Raw genomic sequence first — 22,009 nt, forward strand, 5'->3', positions numbered from 1 at the left:
GTTGGTAGACGCCAGACAGGAACTGAACAATGAGAGTGGGACTGCGGCTGCAGGGAACCAGCTGCCGGGCCGTTGTAGTGGACGGGCGGACCGTAGTTTCCGCCGCTCGGGAGGTGAAGGCGGGCAGCTTGTCGGAAGCATTGGAGTCGTCCTTGTCCGGGCTCCGTCGGGAGTTCGGGTCAGGCATCACGGAAATCACTGCCGACGTCGGACGGGTCTTGGTGGAGCGGAAACCGGCCGACGTCGTCGCCATCCGTATATCGCCCCGTCCCCCCGCGGACGACTTCCACATGACCGTCCTTCCAGCCCTTGTTGAGCCGGCAGTGACCCGGACCGTGCACGTCCGCGGGGGTCACGACCTGCGGGGACGGCCTCTGGCCCGGTTGGACCTGGAGGCGTTCCTGGCCGATCTCCCGGGCATCCTTGCCAGCGACGTGCGGAACGTGGCGATCACTGCCGTCGGTTCGACGGCGTCAAAGGACCATGAAACGCGCATAGCCGATGCCATCCTAAGCAACGACAGAGATATGCGGATCAGTATTTCCAGTGACTTCCATTCCAGCGTTTTCCGGGACCGCGACTACACCGCCATCCTTAACAGCGCCCTGATGGAGACGGGGGAAGAGCTGGCCGCCATGCTTGAGGAGGCAGGCCGGCGCCAGTTCCCGGCCACCCTCTTGTCGTTTGCTAAGAACGACGGCGGCCGCGCACCTCTGTCACGGCTGGCCTTGGCGCCTGTACACGGTTTGCGCGCTGAGCCCGCGATGGGAATCCTTGGCGCGGCAACGTTGGCGGGAATCCCCGACGGGGAAGTCATTCTCTGCACGGAGGCCGGGGTCACCGTGGGCCACACCCGGGGAGGCCTGCCTGTCGCCAGAAGCCTCATTCGCCAAGGATTTGACGCAAGCCTCGCCAGCAACGCCGCCATTCTGGAGCCGTACACCGTCCACCATCCGGTTCGCACCGACATCCCCTCCGTGATTGCCGATCTCCGCGAGTGGCAGGAGAGTGCGCTGCCCTTCGGGCTGGTGCCCACTCTGCCGGCGGTGCAGGACGCCGCACTGGTAGGATCTGCCGTGGCCCCGCTGACGGCGTGGATCGACAGGCTCGAGACCGTCGGCGGACGGGTTGACCTGAAACGCGTGCAGAACCTCGCCGAAGAGGACGCCCACTCAGCGGCGGTCCAGTTGGGCGCCAGCCCCGGGCAGACCCACATCATTGAATCGAACGTCTTTGCGATGCCCTACGGCAACCCCGGAATCGTTCGAATCCGGGTCCAGGCAGCAGGAGAAACGTCCGCTGACGAGGAACGCGTGCTGACCGCAGCCGCGCGGGGAACCAACCCATGAGCACCGTACTCACCACCGAGGACGTCCGGAACCTCAGAACAGGTGCCCACTTCCTGGCTTGCACCATCGACCCGACGGCCATTTACATCTATGCAGAGATGATCCAGCGGGCGATGGAGGACCGGTCATTGGAACTCATCAGCGTCGACGAGCTTGCTCCCGACGATCTGGTGGTGGCGGTCGGAATGGTCACGCAGGGCCTTTTCATCGCCGACATGCCTCCCGTGGGCGATGAGTTCCTCGGCTGCATCAGTGCCATCGAGGCCAGCCTCGGCCGGAGGGTGAGGGCGATCTATTCGCTCGCCGCCGCCAACATCAACGGAATCGTCCCCCTCATGGTTGGGCTGCAGTCCTCGCTGCCCGTCATCGATTCCGACCCCATGGGCCGCGTTTTCCCCTTGATCAGCCAAACAACTCTGAACATTGGAAACGTGGCGATCGGCCCTATCGCGCTCATGGGGGTCACCGGGGAACGGGCGGTGGTTGAGGTCGAAAGCCCGCAGCGGGCCGAGACGCTGGTGCGTGCACTGGTGACCGAACTCGGCGGCTGGGCAGCCACCGCCATGTATCCGTGTTCCGCGCAACAGCTGAGGGAGCATGGCGTTCATGGCTCCATCAGCCGGATGATCCGGATTGGGCAAATCCTTGGCGGGGACACCTCGGTTGAGAGAAAGCTGTTGTTGCTGACAGATCTCCTCGGCACCACTCGCATCGCCCGGGCCCGCGTGAGCCACATCGAAAGCCTCTCCCGGCCCACCGACCTCGGCCTGCCGGCGCAGCCGTCCAGCGTGACGCTCGAAGACGAAACCACCGGACGCATCGTCCGTCTTGAAATCCAGAATGAGATCCTGCTGGTCCTCGTGGATGGTGCGGTAACAGCAGCCGTTCCGGACATGGTGACGCTGCTCAATTCCGAGCAGGGCACGGTGGTCAACCTCGACGACGTCCAGGTGGGCGACGTCATCGACATCTTGAAGATCACGGCAGCCGCGCAGTGGTATTCGGAGGCGGGCCTTGATCTCACCGAGCCCAAGGCTTTCGGCATTCCGATCGTGCACCCAAGGCGGCGACATGCGTAGATCCAAAAATGAAACCCGGCTCGATGTCGCCGGGCTATTGGCGCACGGTTCCCTCCGTGGCACCACGCCGCTATATCTCACGCCATCCAGCGGGTTGATAGAAAGTGTTGTTCTCGTCTCCCAGCTTGAGGCGATCCGGCAGGTGCGGCCCAATACTGTGGTGGTCCTCTCCTCAGAGATGGGATCAGGGGGTTGGCTGGTGTCCGCGGCGCTGCGCCATGCGTGGGAGCGGCGGGCCAGCGCCGTCGTCGTGGCCGGCAGCGCCTATGCAAGCGCGGCGGTCGGACTGGCGGAGCGGTTGGGCATCACGCTGCTGGCCACTGACGGGGAACCTGCAGCACTTGCCCTGGCACTGGCGGCCGAGATCGGCGCGGCCCTGTCGGTGGTCGATGCGGAACTGGCCAGGGTCGCCCGGACTGTCGCAAAGGACACCACACTCGGTGATGTTCTCAAGACCATTTCCAGGGAACTGGACGGGGTTGGAGTTTCGCTGGAGTACGACGGCGTGGTTCTGGCCTCCGCCGGAATGCCTCCACGGGAGACTGACGAAGTCATCACTGTGGAAGTCGGCGGGGCCAATAGCGCCGTCCGCTGCACCTTCACGGCCCGCGTGCCCGCTTCCGGCGTCCACAACCTGCGGCTGGTGCGCTCAATCCTCGAGGTGGCCACCCCCGCGGTGAAGGCCGCCTGGCTGTTGGAGGAGCTGCTTAGCACTGCCCGGGCAGTTCCCACGGCGGCGATCGCCGGGTTGGATCAGGACCTTGCCGCGTCGGGCGCGGAGTTCGCGGAAAAGCACCGACATCTTCTGACCCAGTTGGGCTGGCGCGAAGGGGAGCCGTACATGGCCGTGTGGTTCCGCAGCGGGCAGGTGCAAGACCATAGGCCCGAGCTGACGGCCGTGTTGCGCCTGCTCTGGCGCAAGGTCGCAGTACGCAGCCCCTTGGCTGAGGTTCAAGGCGGTTGGCTGGCGCTCGTACCGGCCGGGGACCAGGACGCCTCGGCCCAACTTGAAACCCGAATCAGGACACGTCTGGGGCCAGCTCTTGTCGAGCTAGGCCTGGTGGCTGGATTGTCCCGGTGGCAGGAGGATGCCCCGGCGCTGGCGTTGATCGTGCGTGAGGCGCGGCTGGCTGCTGAATCTGCCCGGTCAGTGGGGTCCGGCACGGTTCTAGGCTTCGCCGGCCTCGGGGTGGTCGCGGCCACGACCTTCGTCGACATGGACGCCGTCGCGCTCGTGGCAGAACTATCACTGCCGCGACTGGTGACGTCCCCTGACCGCGACGTGATCATTACTGCAGTGGCCGCCTTCCTCGATCACCGCGGCTCAGTCAGCCTCGCTGCGAAATCCCTCAACCTGCACCGGAACACCCTGCAGGCCCGGCTTAACCGGGCACGGGAACTCGGTGTCCCGCTTGATATCCCCTCTGAGATGCTGTCCGTCCACCTCATCGTCAAAGTGCTGGGGCATTCCATGCCAGACAAAACGACTTCCGAAGACCCCGTCGGCGCATCTTCATCCGTCAGCAGTCCGTAACGGTGCGGTCCATTCCTGAGCCCGACCCCGGCCCGTGCCCGCCGGACTGTTCCACGGACACGGACCTGGCTTACGGCAGGGCTAACCAATTTCGACGACAATCTTCCCTGACTGTTCGTTTGACTCCATATAGCGGTAGGCGCCAACCACTTGGTCGAAAGCAAAGACGCGGTCGACTCTGGGCCTCAGGGCGCCGGAGCTAATCCCCTCGAGGACGAATTCGACACCTCGCCGCCGCTCATCGGCCCGTCCGACGTGGTTGAACATTGAGTACGGGTGGAAAACCGATTGAGTCCTGCACATTGCGGCCATAGGGATGACAGGCTGTAGATCGCTCAACGTTCCGTATCCGAAAATGATGGCGCCGGGTGCGAGGTGATGGACGTAGGTGTCGAGGGACTCTCCTCCGACAGGATCGAACGCGACCCGCACGCCTTTGCCATCGGTGGCGCGGTCGATGACCTCGCCGAGGTCCTCGGCTCCCACGAGGGCTACTTCGTTCGCGCCTGCCTCGAGGAGCAGCGATCGCTTCTTCTCCGAGCGCGTCGTCGCGACCACTTTCGCTCCCAGTGCGCGTGCGATCTCGATGGCGCCAAGACCGGCCGAACTGGCGGCGGCCGTGACGAGCACTGTGTCTTCAGATCCGACGTTGGCTACTTCTGCGAAGGCGAAGTAAGAAGTGAGATATTGCATCCACACAGAGCATGCCTGGGCATCCGAAAGTTCCGGCGGTGCAAGGGTTAGGTAGTCTGCCGGGAGGACGGCTGTTGTTGCCTGCACGCCGTCGGTTGTCGTGAAGAAAGGAATGCTCGTAACGCGGTCGCCGATGCTGAAGGCGGTGACATTCCCGCCGATCTCGGTGACGGTTCCCACTGCCTCGGAACCAATGCGCGAGGGGAACACCGGGATCGTGTAGTGCTCCCCGTGAATGAACATTAGATCTGCCCGGTTGAGCGCAAATGCTGCGACGTCGATGCGGACGTCGTTTTCGCCGGCTTGACTTGGAGAAGCGGCTTCGACGGCGAGCACTTCGGGGCCGCCTAATTTGCGGAAGACAACCGCGGATTCCGGCCTGCTCATCGCTGGACCAGCGAGCAGTTGGGTTTGAGGGGGGACAGGCGTCCGATAGGGACATGGTAGGCGTGGGTCATCATGGGGTTGATAGATAGGATCCGTCTGGACATAGCCGTACCTCCGTTTATGCGTGGTGCTATATGCCACGTTTGATTTTGATTGGTTAGCCGGCGCTGCTGCCGCCGGGGTTACGGGAAGGATGCGGTTACCCGTCCCCGCATTGCTGGTGATCCGCAAGGGTTCCCTCGCCTGCCTCGATCACGGGATGTCGAGGCAAGCGAGGGCATCGGAGTAACTCCGGCCAAAGATGCGCGAGCGGCGCAGGGGCTCTGTGACGCGCAAGCAGTCGGCGTGACGGGTGGTGCAATGTATTTACGGGGACACCGTGGTCATTGACACCATGTGCTTTGGCTCGAGAGCCGGGAAGAACCGCTGGCGTTCTTGAGCCGTGGGCCCGTCGTAGCCCAGGCGCTTGCTGTGCGTCCAACCGAACCGACGAACCGAGTCGACGAGCTGCTCGGCGTGTTTGAGCGGGGCCACAGTGGCGTCGATCACGGGTACGCCAATTTCCTCTTGAACCGTTCGGAAGAATCCGAATTCGGCCGTGCAGCCGAGGATGACGACGTCTGCGCCGTCCTGCTCCACGGCCTTGCGGGCTTCGGTCATGATCCGCTGTTCCGTGAGTGCCGGGTCCGCCTGGAAGTCATCGACGCCCATCTCGAGCACGCGCCATGAGGCAAGACGCTCTGATGCGCCGCAACGATGGACGTTTTCGGCCATCTCGGGAATCCACTTTTTCCGTCCGACGAGGATGGAGAATCGCTCGCCCAGACTTCCGGCGATGCTCAGCGCCGAGTGCGCCGGGCCTACAACCACCATGCGATCGGTGATTTCGCGTGCGGCTCGCAGCGCCGGGTCGTAAAAACAACCGATGACGGCGGCGTCATAGCCTGCTTCTTCCGCCCACCGCACCGTCCGCAACAGCTGTGGAAGCATAAGTGCCTCGAAAGCGTTGTATTCAACGTGGGAGGGTCCCTCTCCGTCAAGGGAAACGACATCAACTTCGGTGCCGGGACGGACTATCTGGCGGAAGGAATCCGCCATCGCTCGGTTGTACACATCGGTGTAGAGCGGGTTGATCCACAGGATTCGGGCGTTCTCCGAGAGATCGTAGAGATTGTCGGTGGTGGTGATCATTCCAATTCACTTCCTTCGGTTTCGGGCAAGAACAGGCCGAGGATGACCGTGGCAAACAAGAACATGTTGATAAACAGAATCGTCGAGGTGGCTCCGGCGGCGGAGGCTAGGAGGAAACCGACAAGACTCGGTGCGACCGTATTTGCGACCCGCTGACCGAAAATCCCGAACCCGTAGCCTGAGCCACGCATGGCCGAGGGATAGAGTTCGCCCATCCACGTGTCCCAGACACCCCAGGCTCCCAGGGCGAAGAAGGCAAGAGCGAACATGCCGATATACATTTCGGTTTCGGTTGCGGCTGTACCGAAGAAGAAACCGCCGCCTGCCGCTGCGAGGACGTAGATCGTGAATATCCATTTGCGGCCAAACCGTCCGGTTAGGTAGGAAGCTGTCATGTATCCGGGGATCATGAGGACCGCGCTCAGGGCAATGAAGGAAAAGCTTGATGAGGCGCTCAGTCCTCGCCCTTCAAGCAATGTTGGCATCCACGATTGAAGTCCCCAGTAGCCCCAGGAGAAGGTGAAGTTGATGAGGATTTGGATGACCGTGATCCGGCCCATCTTTCCCTTGAAGAGGCTCCAGATGGACTGCTTCTTGTCCTCCGACACGGTGAAAATGGTGCTACGGGAGATGTCGCGTGCTCCCAAACGGTCGAGGACATCGTGCGCGTCCTCGTTCCGCCCCTTCCTCGCGAGCCAGTACGGGGATTCCGGAACGACTTTGTACAGAACGATGCCCCACAGGCTGGCAAGTGCGCTAACGGCAATGACCCAGCGCCAGCCGTGCCCTCCGATCAGAGCAGCGGTGCCGAGGGCGGCCAGGATACCGATCGGCCACCCTGCGGCAAGATAGACCGTGGCCCTTCCGCGGACCTTAACCGGGAGCAGTTCTTCACAATAGGGGAAAGTCACGGTGAACACGCCGGAGAACGCCAGACCGGCGAGGAAGCGAGCCACCGAGAGGGTCTCAAAGTTCGGTGCGAAGCAACTCAGGAGCGTGAAGACGCCATAACCGGCGAAGCTCCATGCGCACGTAGCTTTCCTGCCGATCCGGTCAGAGATGGGCCCCCAAATTAGTGAGCCGGGGATCATGCCGAGGAAGAGCGCCGAGATGGCGATTCCTACCTGCGTCATGCCGACCTGCAGGCTAGTAGCCAGATCACCAGAAACGTAGGTGAGCATGAGCATTTCCCAGGCTTCGATCGCGAAAGCAATGAAGAGGACCGCGCAGATCTTGAAGTGGATGGACCCGAAAGGCATGTCGCGGAACGCGTGCCCGACGGCCATGGAGCGAGGTGGGCTCGCCGTCCCGGGCGCTTGCCCTGAAATGAGTGGGTCGATACTGGACATGTCTTGACCTCCGATATTTTGGACAGGATAAGAAGTACACGCAGGTTTCTGCACGGAGAACAGTCCGGATATCAGGGAATTCACCTCGGAGCAGCTCACCAAGCCTCCACTCGGCAGGTCGTCCTAGCCTCCCGCCGAGTGATTGCACTCACACTACAAACGAGGAGTGCTCAGGCAGTGTTCAGTTTGCACTTTCTTGATCCAGCCGATTGGGCGTAAAGCACTGCTCGTCTAAACGCGCACTCTCTGCGCAGGTCAAAAGGAGCCACGGTTTGTTTCGAGCACTTGTCCCTGCCCCGACCAGAATGGCTCGTGCCGCTACATCCCACCCGGAAGCGTCTTCGTTGTCGTCCTGAGGAGTGGCAGGCGCCAATTCAGTAAACCTCACGCCGATGGCGCCGAACCCACCGGCCTCAACAGTTTCTGGTGCCCGAACACCGGCATTATGCACACTGCCCGTCCAGCTGTAGCCGAATCATGCAGTATGCCCACCATCTTGGTCGGCCCCGTATGTACCGTGATCTCTCACACACAAAGTTCCATTCCAAGACCATGAGGAGATACACATGCCGAACTACAGGGTGTCGATGGATATCGGCGGAACCTTTACTGACATTGTGGCGTACGACCAGGACGCGGGAACCTACGCGGCTACGAAAGCGTCCACCACACCGGGGAACCTGAGTGCCGGAGTCATTGCCGGCCTCGAATCGATAGTTGATGATCTATCGGACATCGATTTCCTGGTCCACGGCACCACCCAGGGCCTGAACGCGTTCCTGGAACGTCGTGGGGTTCCCGTGCTACTGCTGTCAACGGCCGGCATCGAAGATACCTATCACATTGCCCGCGGCCCCCGTCTGGAGCTCTACAATGCTCAGTACCGCAAGCCTGCCCCGCTGATTGAGCGCAAGGACGTCATCGGCGTCGGTGGCAGGTTGGACAGTCAAGGCCAGGAACTCGTGCCCTTGGACGAACTGGCAGTTCGCCAGGCAGCGCGCCGGGCAGTGGATGAGGGGTACGGCGCCGTCGCGGTTGCATTCCTGTTCAGCTACAAGAACCCCTCGCATGAACTCAGGGCCCGCGAAATCCTGATCGAGGAACTCGGACAAGACTTCACAGTCTCCCTTTCGCACGAAGCAGCCAAGGAATGGCGCGAATACGAACGCACGTCCTCCGCCGTCGTGGAGGCTTATACGGGGCCGGTTGTACGCAACTACCTCCTGGACCTGGAAGAGAAACTCGCTCACCGGGGAGTGGAAGCCCCGCTGCACATCATGCAGTCCTCCGGCGGCGTCCTTACCGCCGAGTCCGCCCGTAAGCGCCCGCTGCAGACGCTGCTTTCCGGCCCCGTCGGCGGTGCCATGGGCGATGTCGAACTGGCGGGTGTCTCGGGCAGCCGCAACCTCATCGGTGTGGACATGGGCGGCACATCCTTTGACGTTTCCTTAGTGGTTGACGGCAAGCCGGACGTCTCCACGGAGGCCCACCTTGAAGGTCTGCCGATGCTCATGAGCGTTGTCAATATCCACACCGTCGGCGCTGGTGGCGGCTCCGTCGCTTGGCTCGAAGCCGGCGGCCTCCGGGTCGGACCACGTTCCGCAGGAGCCAATCCCGGGCCGGCCTGCTACGGCCGCGGCGGGACGGAACCCACCGTTACCGACGCAAACCTCGTGCTCGGCCGTGTCGACCCCGACTGGTTCGCCGGCGGACAGGTCGCCTTGGACCGTGAAGCCGCGATAACAGCCCTGAAAACAGTCGGTGACCAACTCGGGCTGGACCCCATAGCCATGGCCGAAGGCATCTGCGACGTCGCCAACTCGCAGATGGCCCAGGCCATTCGGACCATCACCATCTCCCGGGGTATCGAACCCCGCGACTTCTCCCTCGTGGCATTCGGCGGAGCTGGACCCATGCACGCCGTCTTCCTCGCTAAGGAGCTTGGCATCCCGGAAACGGTCGTTCCCCGCTTCCCCGGCGCTTTCTCGGCCTGGGGCATGCTGCAAACCAACATCCGCAAGGACTTTTCCGAACCCTACTTCTACCTCGACGAAGACATCGATGTGGCAGATATGGCTGGCATCCTGCGCTCGATGGAAGTCGAAGGCCTGTCGTCACTGGTCTCGGAAGGGGTCCCGGAGGAAAGCCGCGCCACGACGGCGTCCGTGGACGTCCGTTATCAATCGCAGGAGTTCTCCCTGAACGTTCCGCTGACGTCCGCTGACGAACCCGAATCTCCCGGCTTCATCGCCAACCTCGCTGTTCGCTTTTCCGCGATGTATCACGAGCGCTACGGCCACTCCAACCTCGGCGCCCCGATCGAAATCGTCACGTTGCGGACGCAGGCCGTCGGCGACCTGGGACGGCTGGAAGCTCCGAGCTACGTCACTGCACAGGGGCCGGAGTTCAAGCACGAAATCCGCCAAGTGGTCTTTGACCACGTCGAGCACGACACCATCGTAGTCCGCAGGGACGACCTCGGCGCTGGCCACACATTCGAAGGACCCGCCATCATCGTGGAGCAGACCGCCACCACCGTGGTTCCCCCCGGGTTCAACGTCACGGTCGACGAGCTCGGCTCACTGGTCATCCGCTCTGAAAACGTCGAAGGAAACTGAGGTACCAAAAATGACAATTACAGCAGTCAAAACCCTGGATCCCGTCACCGTGGAAATCATCCGCAACGCGCTCACCAGCGCCGCGGATGACATGAACGCCACCCTGATCCGTTCCGCTTACTCACCCATCCTCTACGAGGGCGGGGACTGCGTCGTGGCCCTGCTGGACACCGAACACCGCGTGCTCGGACAGTCCGCCGGCCTACCGCTGTTCCTCGGCAACCTCGAAACCTGTTCCATCGCCGTGGAGGAGATGTACGGCCGCGCGGTCTGGCAGGAAGGAGACATTTGGATCCTCAACGACTCATACCTGGGCGGCACCCACCTGAACGATGTGACCCTTTTCGCTCCGATCTTCGACGAGGGCGCGGTGGTCGGATTCGCGGCCACCCGTGCGCACTGGATGGACATGGGGTCCAAAGATGTGGGCGGCTCGATGGATTCGACCGACATCTTCCAGGAAGGCTTCAGGATGGGGCCGGTCAAGCTGGTCGAAGCCGGTATAGAGACTTCTGTCGTTGACCTGATCCGGACCAACGTGCGCTTCCCCTACCAGACCATTGGTGACATGCACGCGATGATCGCAGCCCTCCGGATGGGGACCACCCGCATGAAGGAGCTCGTGGGCCGGTACGGGATGGAGCAGTTGGATGCCGCCCGGGATGAGATCTTCCGCCAAACGGAGGAAATCGAGCGTGCGACCGTACGCAACATCCCGGACGGGGTTTACGAAGCCGAGGGCTTCCTGGACAACGACGGCATCAATCTGGACACTCCGATTCCGATCAAGCTGCGGATCACCGTAGCCGGCGACACCGTTGACTTCGACGTCACCGGTTCGGCGGACCAGACCATGGGGCCGGTCAACTGCGGCGCCGCCCAGGCCGTCTCGGCACTGCGCGTGGGCTACAAACTCCTTGTCAGCCCGGACTCCAACTCCAACGGCGGATCATTCCGGCCAATGACCACTCAGGTGCGGTCTGGCTCAGTGCTCGGGGCCGTAACGCCAGCCCCGTGCCAGTGGTACTTCTCCCACCTTGGGCTGCTGATCGACCTCGTCTCCAAGGCCATGGCCCCGGCCATGCCCGAACGCGTCGCCAGCGCCAGCCACGGTGACTCAATGATCATCACTGCCGCCGGTTTTGACACCCGCTTCGGCCGGAACTTCGTCACCATGGAAGCCACTCTGGGCGGCTGGGGTGCCTGGCAGGGCACGGATGGTGAATCCGCCATGATCAACAACGTCAACGGCTCACTCAAGGACCTGCCCATCGAGATGCTGGAGACCCGCTACCCGTTCCGGATCAACGAGTACTCCATCCGCCCGAACTCCGGCGGCCCCGGGCAGTACCGCGGCGGCAACGGCGTGGTGCGCGAATACGAATTCCTGGCCGACTGCGTGGTCGGGCTCTGGTTCGAACGGTCAAAGACGCCCGCCTGGGGGCTCTTCGGCGGCTCGGACGCCCAAGGCCCGGAAGTTGTGATCAACCCCGGGCGGCGTGATGAGGTCCGCACCCTGAAGGCGAACGCCCACAAGGTCAAGGCCGGCGACGTCGTCCGCCTCGCCGTGGGTGGCGGCGGCGGCTTCGGAGAGGTCTCCAAGCGCTCCCGCGAGGACATCACATACGACATAGTCAATGGATTCATCACCGAGGACTTCGCCAAGACGCACTACGGCTACTAAGCCCCACCAGCGGATGGGTTCCCATCCAGAAGGGAGGACTCCATGAGTTCCCAATATCAATCCTTCGACGACGTTTACGAAAACGCCCGGAAAGAAGTCGGCGTCACCCTCTTTACCGTCTCAGTCATCGCCGACGACGGCGCCAGCATGGCCCGCGTCTACACCACCCATCCGGATGTCTATCCGGTAGGCGGGAAGAAGACGCTCGACGGCGACACGAACCGGGTGTGGCTTGAACAGGTTCTCAAGGGACAGCAGCCGTTCCTGGGGGCGGACAAGGAAGCGGTCCGCGCATTCTTCTTTGATTCGGAAACGATCGAGTCATTGGGCTGCGGGGCTATCGTGAACGTTCCGGTCGTGAGCAGCGGCCGGACTATCGGATCCATGAACTTCCTCGCCCCTGAGGGCAGCTATGACCAGGACTCCGTAGAGGCAGCCGTGGATGTCGCCCGCCGTTCCGTCCATCTGCTTGAAGAAGCCCTTACCACCGCCAACTAGTTCCTTCGCGGGCGGGTACCAATTGGGGGCCCGCCCGCGCTGGGCCACAGGAAGGACCTACACGTGACCACTCCGGGAAGCCTGACAATACGGAATGCCCTGATCTTCGACGGTGAATCACCCGAACTGATTGAGGGCTCCATCAGCATCCGGGACGGCCGGATCACAGGGGCAGGGCAGGAGGTGGAAGAGGCCGGCATCGTCCTTGACGCCGGCGGCCGCACCGTGATTCCAGGACTTATCGATGCACATTTTCATGCTTACGCGCTCAGCCTGACGTCTGCCACGAACGAGACGGGACCACTTAGCTATTCCGCACTGGCTGGGGCAAGGCGCCTCGCTGCTGCACTGCTCCGTGGATTCACAGCGGTTCGTGACGTGGCGGGCGGTGACGTCGGCCTTGCCAACGCCATCGAGGAGGGACTGTACCCTGGTCCACGCTACTTCTTCACGGGACCGGCGCTAAGCCAAACAGGAGGCCACGGCGATATCCGGGCCGCGAACGACGGAGGATGCTTCCATGGCGGCCACATGTGCGAAGTGGTGGACGGCGCCGATGACCTGCTGCGGGCCGTGCGCCACCGATTCCGAACCGGCGCCACCGCGATAAAGCTCATGACCTCCGGAGGGGTCGTTTCACCGGTCGATCCGATTCGGGTTCCGCAGTACAGCGCGGAGGAAATCCGCGTCGTGACGGACGAGGCTTCCCGGCGGGGCAGCTACGCCACGGCCCACGCATATTCGCCCGAGGCCATTCGCCATTCAGTACTTAGTGGGGTCCGCTGCATCGAACACGGCAATCTGATGGATGCGGAAACCGCCCAGCTCATGGCTGATAACGATGTCTATCTCGTCCCCACCTTGGTGACCTACGAGGCCATGGAACGACGCGGAGAGGAAGTCGGCCTCACCAAGACGGGAGCGGCCAAGAACCGGGAAGTACTGGAGGCCGGGAGGAACGCGCTGGCACTGGCCCGGGACGCCGGGGTCCGGATCGGATTCGGAACAGACCTCATGGGTGAACTGGAGGACGAGCAACTGGCCGGACTCCGCCTGCAGTGTGAAGTGCTTGGCGTGTACGGCGCCCTCCGGTCGGCAACTTCCACCAACGCCACCCTGCTTCGGCGCGCTGACCTGGGAAGCATCACCGAAGGGGCCTGTGCTGACTTGGTTGTGCTGGACGGGAATCCCTTCCGTGACCCCTCGGTCCTCTGGGACGAAAGTAAGGCGCGCACTGTCATCAAGGCCGGGCAGATCGTCTCTCCCGGTGCCCTTCGGGGCGCGGCGGACTTCGCGTTAGAGGTATCGGTCGGCTGAAGGTGGGGCATGGCTGCTGCAGCTGCCGGACGACTTCTTCGTTATCGCTGGAAGTTGTGGCTCACGAGGCTACAACGTCTATGAAGAGATCGGCGAGGCGGCTTCGCCGCCACCGGGCGTGAATCATCCATAGAGGGGCCATGATGTCATCTGGGTCGATGTCCACGGCCACGACTCCGGTGCGGGAGATGTTCGCATTCGAGGTCGACAGGAGGGCGATGCCTACGTTGGCGGCTGTGAGGGCCAGCTGCGTCTCCAGGCTCGTGGCGTATCCCTTAACCAATGGCTCGAAGCCCGCAGACCTGCAGGCAGAGACGATCAGGTCGTGGTACGAAGGGTTGTACTCACGCGGCAGGAAGACCATCGGCTGCTCACGCAGGTCTACGAGTTTGAGGCTGGTGCGTGCAGCAAGGGGATGTTCCTCAGGCATGAATGCCTTGAATGATTCGTCAAGAAGATGTGTGGACACAACCTTGTCGTCCATCGCAGCCGAGCGTACGAATCCGATGTCGATGTTCCCTGCTACCACTGCGCGCACTTGGGCCCCGGCATCCAGGAAATGCTGAAGTTCCACCATGCACCCCGGTTCCTTCCCAAGAAGGCGACGGATAAGGTCCGGCACTGGGCCATTGGCGGCGGCGCCGAGACACCCGATCACCAGGCGGCCAAAAAGCCCGTCCCGTGCATCGAGCACGGTCTCCCGCGCACGCTCCGCCTCGGCAAGAGTTCGACGGCATGACTGGAGGAACAGCTCGCCGATCTGCGTCAGACCGACGTCCCGGCTGGTCCGTGTAAGCAGTTGAACGTTCAGCTCGTCTTCGAGCTTGCGGATCTTCTGACTGAGCGCCGGTTGACTTATTTCCAACTGCTGGGCGGCCCTTCCGAAGTGCAATTCATCGGCGAGTGTACGGAAGGCCAGCATGTCCTTTAGGTCCATAAGGACAGATTATCGCATGAGAACCTGCACCCCATCGACTTATTGATCAGGGAGTTTCAGACTGGACTCATGTTAGAAAAAATCTCCTGCCGACCTGGGCTGGAACCGACGTTCTTGAGATCGAAAGGTCCTGTTCGCAGCTCTCTAGCTGAGTCATTCGTTCAATTGGAAAGAGGTGCATCTGATGTTGTGGACCAAGGAATTTGAAGCTCCTCAGCGGCGGGCCGTCACGGAGACTGGTCCTTCCCGCCCGGCTCCAGCGTCCCCATCTGCGGGTCGACACGTTGGGACCTGGTTCGTACGGTTTGGCCCAACTGTCGTCTTGATAGTCCTCGGCCTGCTGTTTTGGCAGTTCGTGCTCACCCGGGTCAATTTCTTGGGGATTCCTTCGAGGTACCTGGGTTCTCCCGGGGGGATCCTCGATGCACTCGTCACGCTCGTACAGTCCGGCTACACCGGAACCCCGTTGTGGCAGCACTTCCTGGCAAGTATCAGCAGAACACTTTTCGGGGTGGGGCTGGCTACGGTCATCGGGGTGCCGCTGGGACTGGGTATCGGCCTCAACAGGTTCCTTGACCGGCTGGTTAGCCCGATCATCGGCTTCCTTCGGCCCATCCCGGCACTTGCCTGGATTCCGATTGTCGTGATCTGGCTGGGGATCGGTGAACAGTCGAAGGTCTTCGTCATCTTCATGACGGCGGTGCTGTTCGTGTCGACGGGCGCGGCTCTTGGTGTTCGGGCAGTACCTCAGGATTTCTACCTTGTAGCCCGCAATTATGGACTAAGCCGGTTGCAGTTCCTGAGGCAAGTCGTGCTTCCACCGGCACTCCCGCAGATCCTTGCGGGGCTGCGAACGGCCCTGACTGTCGGTTGGGCGGTTGTGGTCGCGGCGGAGTTGATCGGCGCATCGCAGGGCCTCGGCTACATGATCCGTAACTCATCCCAGGTTTTCGACGTCAACACGGGCTACGTGGGGATTCTCCTTATCGGCGTGGTTGGCGTTGCCTTCGAGTACGGGTTCCGTTACTTCGAGAACCGGCTGTTGCATTGGCAGGTCTCCCGATGAACCAGAAGAACATCCTCTCGTCCCGACCCATCAGAGAGCAGACCATGAACGGCATGGAGAAAACGCCGGCCCGCGCGATCGGCGACACGAAGATCACCTTGGCCGGTGCAGCCCAGGCATACTCCGTTCGCGGAGGACGCCGGGAAGTACTCACCGGCCTTGACATCGAAATCAAGACAAACGAAAGCGTCGCTGTTATCGGACCGACCGGCGTCGGCAAGAGCACGCTGCTCCGTCTGATCGCAGGGTTTGAGAGTCCGACCAGTGGCGAAGTGAAGCTATGGAATGACGGCAGGAGCAGCCTCGCGGAGCCCGCGGCGGACATCGGGTACCTCTTCCAGCAACCGGCTTTGTTCCCCTGGATGACGGTAAAGGAGAACGTGCTGTTTGGGGCCAGGCACGCAAAGACGTACGGTGCCGATAAGCAGGCCATGTTCTCCCAAGCCGAGTACTTCATGGACCGGGTCGGGCTTTCCGACGCGGCGGACCTCTTCCCCTATCAGATCTCAGGGGGAATGCGGGCCCGTACGGCTCTGGCAAGGGTCTTCCTCACCCGGCCGAAGGTGCTGCTCATGGACGAACCGTTTGGCGCGCTGGATGCCCTGACCCGTCGCGAGATGTACGTGCTCCTGCGCGATCTCGTGTCGACATCACCCGAGCTCACTACGGTCATGGTCACCCACGACGTCGACGAGGCCATCACTCTGTGCGGAACCATCATGATCATCTCGGGTATCCCGGGAACCATTACCTCGGTATATCGCAGCGGACTCGCAGCGATGGCGGAGTCGGCGGAGGACCTGCAGCGTGAGCCCGACTACGTCGAGCTCAAAGCAGCGCTCCTCAGGTCGCTCAACGCGCGCCGGAATGAAACCAGAACAACCACCGGCACCACATCCTAGCCAAACCCATAAACATCAATTACGAATCAACGGAGATCGAAAATGTCTACCTTTCGTCTGCGTCGGTATGCCACTGCCCTGGCGGCGGCCCTGACGCTGGTCCTCGGACTTTCAGCTTGTTCTTCCGCCGGTTCCTCCGGCGGAAGAGGGGGCGAGACGCCCACCATCCGGGTTGCCTACGCACAGGGCCTGCAAGCCAACTTCTACTATGCCCTCCAGCATGATCTCTTCGCGAAGCACGGAGTCAAGGTTGAAGGCACGAAGTTTGATTCCGGGCCTGCCCTTATCTCCGCCCTGGTGGGCGGCAGCGCAGATGTGGGCTACTTCGGAGTTCCTGCCATGGCTACAGCCAACGAGCAGGGCGCACAGCTCCAGGTCTTCAGCATCGCAAACAACGCCGGAGATATGGCTGCCCTATATGTGAAGCCGGACAGCGACATCAAATCCATTCAGGATCTTCGAGGCAAGAAGGTGGCGACCACCCAGAACACAGTGGCGCACATCTTCCTGCTGATCGCCCTGGAAAAAGCGGGCATGACTCCCAAGGATGTTCAGATTGAGTTCTACGATCCGGCTGGCCTCGTGGCCGGCTTCGACCGCGGGGACCTTAACGCCGTGTTCATGTTCGCCTCGGTCGGCGCCAAGTTCCTGTCCAGCGGAGCAAAGATCGTGAAAGGCACGATGTCGACCGAGCTCGGCGTCCCGGATACCGGCAACTTCATCGCGTCGAAGGACTATATCAACGGCAACAAGGCTGCCTTGCAGAAGTTCCTTGCGGCCGTGGACGAGGCGACTCCCATCGTCAATCAGGACAAGGCGACCTACATCGAGGCGCTCCAGAAGGGCATCGGCCTTGCCGGCGATCAGGCCCAGATCATCTACGACAACCAGCCATCGCCTTGCCTGGTCTCTTCCACGCTTGCTGACCCTGGTTCGCCCGTTTCTCTGACGCCGGGCGCCGGCTTCACGAAGATAACCCAAAAGATGGTCGAAACGATGACCAAACTCGGCATTCTCAAGTCCGCTCCGAACGTCGCCGACTTCGTCACATCCTCCGTCGTGGAAGGTATGGGCAAATGACACAACCATCACATGCCCGGCCAAATGTAGTGATCGTCATCTGCGACGACCTCGGCTACGGTGACCTCTCTTGCAATGGCGGTACAGTCATCGGCACACCCCGGCTCGACGAGCTTGCAGCAGACGGAGTGCGTGCCACGGCCATGTATAGCGGGGGCCCCACATGTTCACCTTCCCGGGCGGCGCTGCTTACGGGCCGGGTGGCACCGCGCACTGGAGTAGGCAGGGTGCTCTTCCCGGACGAGGATACGGGTCTCCATAAGGACGAGATGACCATCGCGTCCTACCTGTCCAGAGCCGGTTATGCCACCGGAGCATTCGGCAAATGGCATGTGGGACAGATGCCCGCAAGGGGTCCGCTTCGTTTCGGCTTTGATCATTACTTCGGCCTGCCGTTCAGTAATGACACGCCACCATACTTCCTGTATCGAAATGAGGAAGTGCTCGAGGACGGCCCGGAGATGTCGTCACTGACTCGCCGCTATGTCGAAGAAGCCATCGAGTTCATTGACAACGTTCCCGAGGGACAGCCGTTTTTCACATATGTCGCCTTCACCACTCCGCACTACCCCTTGGAGCCGGACCCCGAGTTTGAGGGCAGGTCTGCGGGCGGTCCCTACGGGGACACTGTTGAGAGCATCGATCATCATGTCGGAGTGCTACGCGACGCCCTTGAGGAGCGAGGCATTCTCGAGGACACGATCTTCGTGTTCACCGCTGACCATGGCCCATGGTTCGAGGGGTCAACGGGCGGTATGCGAGGACGAAAGTTCGAGACGTGGGAAGGGGGTACGCGTGTCCCGTTCCTGGCGTCGTGGCCAAGGCAGCTTCCACGGTCAGTGGTTGTGGACGCGCCTCTGGCGTCGGTTGACCTACTGCCGACCATTTGCCATTACCTTGGGCTGGATCCCGACGGAAAGCCAGTGGATGGCCAGATCATTGCGGATGCCCTTGAGGGCAGGGAAGCCTCCGAACACGACCCCATCTGGTATTTCGACGGATATGAACTGAACGCGGTCCGCAAAGGCAAGTGGAAGCTGCACCGTCGTCGACAGACTTGGGGAGCGGAGCGATTCGCCACCATGTCCCTGCCACAACTGTTCGATATCGAGGCTGATGCCGGCGAGTCCTATGACCTCAGCAGGAGGCATCCCGACGTCGTCGTCGAGCTTAGCCGCCTCATGGACCAGCAGGAGGGAACCATCGACAGGTCCCATGACGATGGACGCCTTTGGTGGCTCGAAGGCAATGTCGACGCCCGATGAACGGAAACTTTCAAGAAAGGACTAAAACCATGTATGCGTACCAGGTAAATGCCTGGGGTGACGTTGTGGGCACCCCGGGAGCGGTCACTGATGTGGCTTCCGGACACTATTTCACGCCAGGAGATTTGGACCCCACACTCGAAGCGATAGCAACAGCAGGGTTTCCCGGCATCGAAATCTTCGACGGCAACCTGTTGGCCTTGGGTGACGATGCGCAATCGTTCGGACGCCGCTTGGAAACCCATGGCCTTGCTCTGGCTGGTGTCTATTCCGGCGGCCACTTCATCTATCCAGACGCACACGAGGAGGAATACCTGCGTTTCGAGCGCTCCATCAAGGTTGCCGCTTCCTTGGGTGCCCGCCACTTCGTTATTGGGGGAGGTGGAGTGAGGACCCGTGGTCGGCTCGATTCGGACTACCGGGTTATGGCGGAGTTGCTGGAGCGTGTAGCTGAAAGCGCGACGGCGGAGGGCCTCATCCCCAGCTACCACCCCCATCTGGGCAGCCTCGCTGAAAACCCGGAGCAGATTGATGCCCTCCTTGCGGCCTCATCCATTGGCCTCTGCGCCGACGTCGCCCATCTCGCCGCCGGTGGTGGCGATCCGATCAGGATCATCGACCGCTACGCAGACCGGCTCACCTATGTCCATCTCAAGAACTACGTCGCAGCTTCGGGCACGTTTGTCCCTCTGGCGGATGGGGATCTCGACATTCGTGCCATCCTCGCTGCGATAACAACCCGGGGTTACTCCGACTGGATCGGAGTGGAACTCGACGGCTACCCGGGTGATCCGGGCGCTGCAGCTGCCGAAAATTTCAAATTCCTTCAGGAGGCTACCAATGCGTGATGTAAATATCGCACTCATCGGCGGAGGCTTCATGGGCAAAGCCCATTCTCTGGCCTACGCCGCGATGCCAATGTTCTTCTGGCCGGCCCCGGCCCGCCCCATTCGAAAGGTGGTGGTCGACGCGACTGACGAACTGGCCCGGACCGCGGCCGATCGCTACGGCTGGGAGCGGCACTCCTCGTCCTGGCAGGAGATCGTTGAAGATCCAACCATTGACGTCGTCGACATCGCAACGCCCAATCATCTCCACGCGGAAATCGCAATTGCCGCCGCGAACGCGGGCAAGCACGTCATCTGCGAGAAGCCCTTGGCACCAACGGTAGACGAAGCACGGCTCATGCTCGAAGCAGTCGAAAGGGCCGGAGTGGTCAATGCCGTCGCCTTCAACTATCGGCGAACTCCTGCCGTGGTGCTGGCTAGGAAGTACATCGAGAACGGAGAGATTGGTGACATCCTCAACTTCCGCGGTACGTACTTGCAGGATTGGAGTGCGGACCCCAACTCACCCCTCAGTTGGCGTTTCCAGAAAAAGATCGCAGGTTCAGGTGCCATCGGCGACATCGGCTCGCATGTCGTTGACCTCGCACGTTATCTCGTCGGAGAAATTGCCGAGGTAAATTCCGTAGTCTCGACCTGGATCAAGGAGCGTCCGCTGCAAAGTGGCGGTTTCGACTCCCTCGGCACCGCCAAGGTCTCCTCGGGACCACGCGGGACCGTGGACGTCGATGATGAGGCCGTGACTCTGGTCAGGTTCACCAATGGCGCAGTAGGGTCGCTGGAAGCCACGCGGAATGCCTGGGGCAGGAACAATTTCTTGACGTTTGAGATCCACGGCACCCGTGGCTCCCTGGTATTCAACTACGAGCGCCGGGACGAACTCCAAGTCGCCTTCGCGGATGATCCTGCAGACCGGCGAGGCTTCCGGACCGTGTACACCGGGCCGGCCACGCCATACGGCGAAGCGCTCTGGCCCATTCCCGCACTGGGCATCGGATACGGCGAGACCAAGATCATCGAGGCCTACGAACTCATGAAGGCCGTGGAAACGGGAGAACGGATTCGGCCGGACTTCGCCGACGGCTACCAAGCGGCACTCGTCGATGAAGCGATCGCGACATCAGGAGCCACGCACGAGTGGGTAAAGGTGGAACCCGTGCAAACGCGAGCCCACGCCCAGCGGTGACGGGGGAAAGTAAGAAATAGGAGAAGCATGATGGTCGGCTGCTGTTCCACATCCATCAGGCCGGGAAGTGACAACAAGAAGCGTCCCGTGGTTCAGGACGAGAATCGAAGTCCTCGGCCCTGCCTGTCAGTGAATGACGAAGTGCTGCTTTCGGGAGGAGTGTTCTCCATGGGCGACGTATTCGATGAGGGATACGCCGCCGACGGCGAGACACCGGTTCACAGCGTGCGGCTGGACGCCTTCCGAATCGACGCGACAGCGGTCACCAACAGCATGTTCGCCTGCTTTGTAAAGGAAACCGGTTATCGGACTGAGGCCGAGCAGTACGGCTCCTCCGCTGTCTTCCATCTGCTCGTCCGTGCCACGGGGCGGGATATCGTCGGCACCGCGGCGGGAGCGCCATGGTGGTTCAACGTTCGCGGTGCCGATTGGGCCCATCCTTTCGGCCCGGATTCCCACTGGTCCGAGAGCCCGGATCATCCGGTCGTGCAGGTTTCCCACTTCGATGCCCTGGCCTATTGCGTCTGGGCCGGTCGGCGGCTACCCACGGAGGCGGAGTGGGAATACGCCGCCCGCGGGGGACTCGAAGGCAAGCGATACGCCTGGGGTGACGAGCTCACCCCAGGCGGGGAGCACCACTGCAACATCTGGCAAGGCGTCTTTCCCGGAGCAAACACCAGCGAAGACGGATATCTTGGAACCTCGCCGGTGAAGACCTTCCCCGCCAACGGCTACGGGCTCTACGAAATGGCCGGCAACGTCTGGGAATGGTGCGCCGACTGGTTCTTGCCCAAGTACTACCGCCAGTCACCCATGGACAATCCGCAGGGGCCCACGATCGGTGCCGGACGCGTCATGCGCGGAGGCTCCTACCTCTGCCATGACTCCTACTGCAACCGCTACCGCGTCGCTGCACGCACCTTCAACACGCCCGATTCCTCCAGCGGCAACTGCGGCTTCCGGACCGTTAGGAACGCGTCATAATCCGGCGAAGCGTTCATCAGCATCATCGAATAAGGAACATGGAGA

Annotated in this window: 18 protein-coding genes; 14 read left to right on the plus strand and 4 right to left on the minus strand. The window is 61.8% G+C overall.

What is annotated here, in order from left to right; translation table 11 throughout:
- The first annotated feature begins 128 nt into the window (after positions 1-128).
- Genes LDN75_RS12230 through LDN75_RS12240 form a run of 3 tightly spaced genes read left to right on the plus strand, consistent with a single transcriptional unit; the run spans position 129 to position 3,962 of the window.
- Positions 129-1,349, plus strand: a complete 1,221-nt coding sequence (locus LDN75_RS12230; protein WP_223932570.1) for a hydantoinase/oxoprolinase N-terminal domain-containing protein — start codon at positions 129-131, stop codon at positions 1,347-1,349.
- Complete coding sequence (locus tag LDN75_RS12235) at positions 1,346-2,428, plus strand: DUF917 domain-containing protein (RefSeq protein WP_223932571.1); 1,083 nt, start codon at positions 1,346-1,348, stop codon at positions 2,426-2,428. Before LDN75_RS12230 ends, LDN75_RS12235 begins: the two co-directional genes overlap by 4 nt.
- Complete coding sequence (locus LDN75_RS12240; protein ID WP_223932572.1) at positions 2,421-3,962, plus strand: PucR family transcriptional regulator; 1,542 nt, start codon at positions 2,421-2,423, stop codon at positions 3,960-3,962. The genes LDN75_RS12235 and LDN75_RS12240 overlap by 8 nt, the downstream gene beginning before the upstream one ends.
- Before the next feature lie 81 nt (positions 3,963-4,043).
- Here LDN75_RS12240 and LDN75_RS12245 read toward each other — a convergent pair whose 3' ends face one another.
- From LDN75_RS12245 to LDN75_RS12255, 3 genes are all read right to left on the minus strand, one after another.
- On the minus strand, positions 4,044-5,042 hold the full coding sequence (locus LDN75_RS12245; protein WP_223932573.1) for a zinc-dependent alcohol dehydrogenase family protein: 999 nt from the start codon (positions 5,040-5,042) through the stop codon (positions 4,044-4,046).
- A gap of 366 nt (positions 5,043-5,408) precedes the next feature.
- Entirely contained in the window at positions 5,409-6,233 is an 825-nt protein-coding gene (locus LDN75_RS12250) for an aspartate/glutamate racemase family protein (protein ID WP_223932574.1), read from the minus strand.
- Positions 6,230-7,582: an MFS transporter gene (locus LDN75_RS12255; protein ID WP_223932575.1), complete on the minus strand. Its 1,353-nt coding sequence runs from the start codon at positions 7,580-7,582 to the stop codon at positions 6,230-6,232. The genes LDN75_RS12250 and LDN75_RS12255 overlap by 4 nt, the downstream gene beginning before the upstream one ends.
- Before the next feature lie 566 nt (positions 7,583-8,148).
- Here LDN75_RS12255 and LDN75_RS12260 point away from each other — a divergent pair.
- The 4 genes from LDN75_RS12260 (at position 8,149) to LDN75_RS12275 (ending at position 13,699) form a co-directional block, all read left to right on the plus strand.
- Complete coding sequence (locus LDN75_RS12260) at positions 8,149-10,200, plus strand: hydantoinase/oxoprolinase family protein (protein ID WP_223932576.1); 2,052 nt, start codon at positions 8,149-8,151, stop codon at positions 10,198-10,200.
- 10 nt (positions 10,201-10,210) lie between these two features.
- Positions 10,211-11,884: a hydantoinase B/oxoprolinase family protein gene (locus LDN75_RS12265; protein ID WP_223932577.1), complete on the plus strand. Its 1,674-nt coding sequence runs from the start codon at positions 10,211-10,213 to the stop codon at positions 11,882-11,884.
- A gap of 42 nt (positions 11,885-11,926) precedes the next feature.
- On the plus strand, positions 11,927-12,382 hold the full coding sequence (locus tag LDN75_RS12270; protein ID WP_223932578.1) for a GAF domain-containing protein: 456 nt from the start codon (positions 11,927-11,929) through the stop codon (positions 12,380-12,382).
- Between the two features lie 63 nt (positions 12,383-12,445).
- A complete protein-coding gene (locus LDN75_RS12275) occupies positions 12,446-13,699 on the plus strand; it encodes an amidohydrolase family protein (protein WP_223932579.1) in 1,254 nt (417 codons plus the stop codon).
- A gap of 61 nt (positions 13,700-13,760) precedes the next feature.
- Here the strand turns inward: LDN75_RS12275 and LDN75_RS12280 are convergent, their stop codons facing one another.
- On the minus strand, positions 13,761-14,621 hold the full coding sequence (locus LDN75_RS12280; protein ID WP_263422322.1) for a LysR substrate-binding domain-containing protein: 861 nt from the start codon (positions 14,619-14,621) through the stop codon (positions 13,761-13,763).
- A gap of 199 nt (positions 14,622-14,820) precedes the next feature.
- On the opposite strand from LDN75_RS12280, the gene LDN75_RS12285 reads away from it, so the two are divergent.
- The 7 genes from LDN75_RS12285 (at position 14,821) to LDN75_RS12315 (ending at position 21,964) form a co-directional block, all read left to right on the plus strand.
- Positions 14,821-15,702, plus strand: coding sequence for an ABC transporter permease (locus LDN75_RS12285; RefSeq protein ID WP_223932581.1), 882 nt, complete (start codon positions 14,821-14,823; stop codon positions 15,700-15,702).
- Positions 15,699-16,604, plus strand: a complete 906-nt coding sequence (locus LDN75_RS12290; protein ID WP_223932582.1) for an ABC transporter ATP-binding protein — start codon at positions 15,699-15,701, stop codon at positions 16,602-16,604. Before LDN75_RS12285 ends, LDN75_RS12290 begins: the two co-directional genes overlap by 4 nt.
- A 42-nt stretch (positions 16,605-16,646) precedes the next feature.
- The gene (locus LDN75_RS12295) at positions 16,647-17,684 is read left to right on the plus strand and encodes an ABC transporter substrate-binding protein (protein ID WP_223932583.1); all 1,038 of its coding nucleotides are present in this window, start codon (positions 16,647-16,649) and stop codon (positions 17,682-17,684) included.
- The gene (locus LDN75_RS12300; RefSeq protein WP_223932584.1) at positions 17,681-18,949 is read left to right on the plus strand and encodes a sulfatase-like hydrolase/transferase; all 1,269 of its coding nucleotides are present in this window, start codon (positions 17,681-17,683) and stop codon (positions 18,947-18,949) included. The genes LDN75_RS12295 and LDN75_RS12300 overlap by 4 nt, the downstream gene beginning before the upstream one ends.
- Before the next feature lie 29 nt (positions 18,950-18,978).
- Positions 18,979-19,797 (plus strand): sugar phosphate isomerase/epimerase, encoded by an 819-nt coding sequence (locus tag LDN75_RS12305; protein WP_223932585.1) that lies wholly within the window; start codon positions 18,979-18,981, stop codon positions 19,795-19,797.
- Positions 19,790-20,980, plus strand: coding sequence for a Gfo/Idh/MocA family oxidoreductase (locus tag LDN75_RS12310; RefSeq protein ID WP_223932586.1), 1,191 nt, complete (start codon positions 19,790-19,792; stop codon positions 20,978-20,980). Before LDN75_RS12305 ends, LDN75_RS12310 begins: the two co-directional genes overlap by 8 nt.
- A 123-nt stretch (positions 20,981-21,103) precedes the next feature.
- Complete coding sequence (locus LDN75_RS12315) at positions 21,104-21,964, plus strand: formylglycine-generating enzyme family protein (RefSeq protein ID WP_223937571.1); 861 nt, start codon at positions 21,104-21,106, stop codon at positions 21,962-21,964.
- Positions 21,965-22,009: the final 45 nt, after the last annotated feature.

It is taken from the genome of Arthrobacter sp. StoSoilB5 (assembly GCF_019977235.1).
Taxonomy (GTDB): Bacteria; Actinomycetota; Actinomycetes; order Actinomycetales; family Micrococcaceae; genus Arthrobacter.

What these genes read in the sequence shown, in the direction of transcription:
- LDN75_RS12240 (WP_223932572.1), top strand. Translation starts at nt 2,421, where the DNA reads ATGCGTAGATCCAAAAATGAAACCCGGCTCGATGTCGCCGGGCTATTG.
- LDN75_RS12235 (WP_223932571.1), top strand. Translation starts at nt 1,346, where the DNA reads ATGAGCACCGTACTCACCACCGAGGACGTCCGGAACCTCAGAACAGGT.
- LDN75_RS12265 (WP_223932577.1), top strand. Translation starts at nt 10,211, where the DNA reads ATGACAATTACAGCAGTCAAAACCCTGGATCCCGTCACCGTGGAAATC.
- LDN75_RS12270 (WP_223932578.1), top strand. Translation starts at nt 11,927, where the DNA reads ATGAGTTCCCAATATCAATCCTTCGACGACGTTTACGAAAACGCCCGG.
- LDN75_RS12280 (WP_263422322.1), bottom strand. Translation starts at nt 14,621, where the DNA reads ATGCTGGCCTTCCGTACACTCGCCGATGAATTGCACTTCGGAAGGGCC.
- LDN75_RS12250 (WP_223932574.1), bottom strand. Translation starts at nt 6,233, where the DNA reads ATGATCACCACCACCGACAATCTCTACGATCTCTCGGAGAACGCCCGA.
- LDN75_RS12305 (WP_223932585.1), top strand. Translation starts at nt 18,979, where the DNA reads ATGTATGCGTACCAGGTAAATGCCTGGGGTGACGTTGTGGGCACCCCG.
- LDN75_RS12310 (WP_223932586.1), top strand. Translation starts at nt 19,790, where the DNA reads ATGCGTGATGTAAATATCGCACTCATCGGCGGAGGCTTCATGGGCAAA.
- LDN75_RS12300 (WP_223932584.1), top strand. Translation starts at nt 17,681, where the DNA reads ATGACACAACCATCACATGCCCGGCCAAATGTAGTGATCGTCATCTGC.
- LDN75_RS12260 (WP_223932576.1), top strand. Translation starts at nt 8,149, where the DNA reads ATGCCGAACTACAGGGTGTCGATGGATATCGGCGGAACCTTTACTGAC.
- LDN75_RS12245 (WP_223932573.1), bottom strand. Translation starts at nt 5,042, where the DNA reads ATGAGCAGGCCGGAATCCGCGGTTGTCTTCCGCAAATTAGGCGGCCCC.
- LDN75_RS12285 (WP_223932581.1), top strand. Translation starts at nt 14,821, where the DNA reads ATGTTGTGGACCAAGGAATTTGAAGCTCCTCAGCGGCGGGCCGTCACG.
- LDN75_RS12255 (WP_223932575.1), bottom strand. Translation starts at nt 7,582, where the DNA reads ATGTCCAGTATCGACCCACTCATTTCAGGGCAAGCGCCCGGGACGGCG.
- LDN75_RS12290 (WP_223932582.1), top strand. Translation starts at nt 15,699, where the DNA reads ATGAACCAGAAGAACATCCTCTCGTCCCGACCCATCAGAGAGCAGACC.
- LDN75_RS12295 (WP_223932583.1), top strand. Translation starts at nt 16,647, where the DNA reads ATGTCTACCTTTCGTCTGCGTCGGTATGCCACTGCCCTGGCGGCGGCC.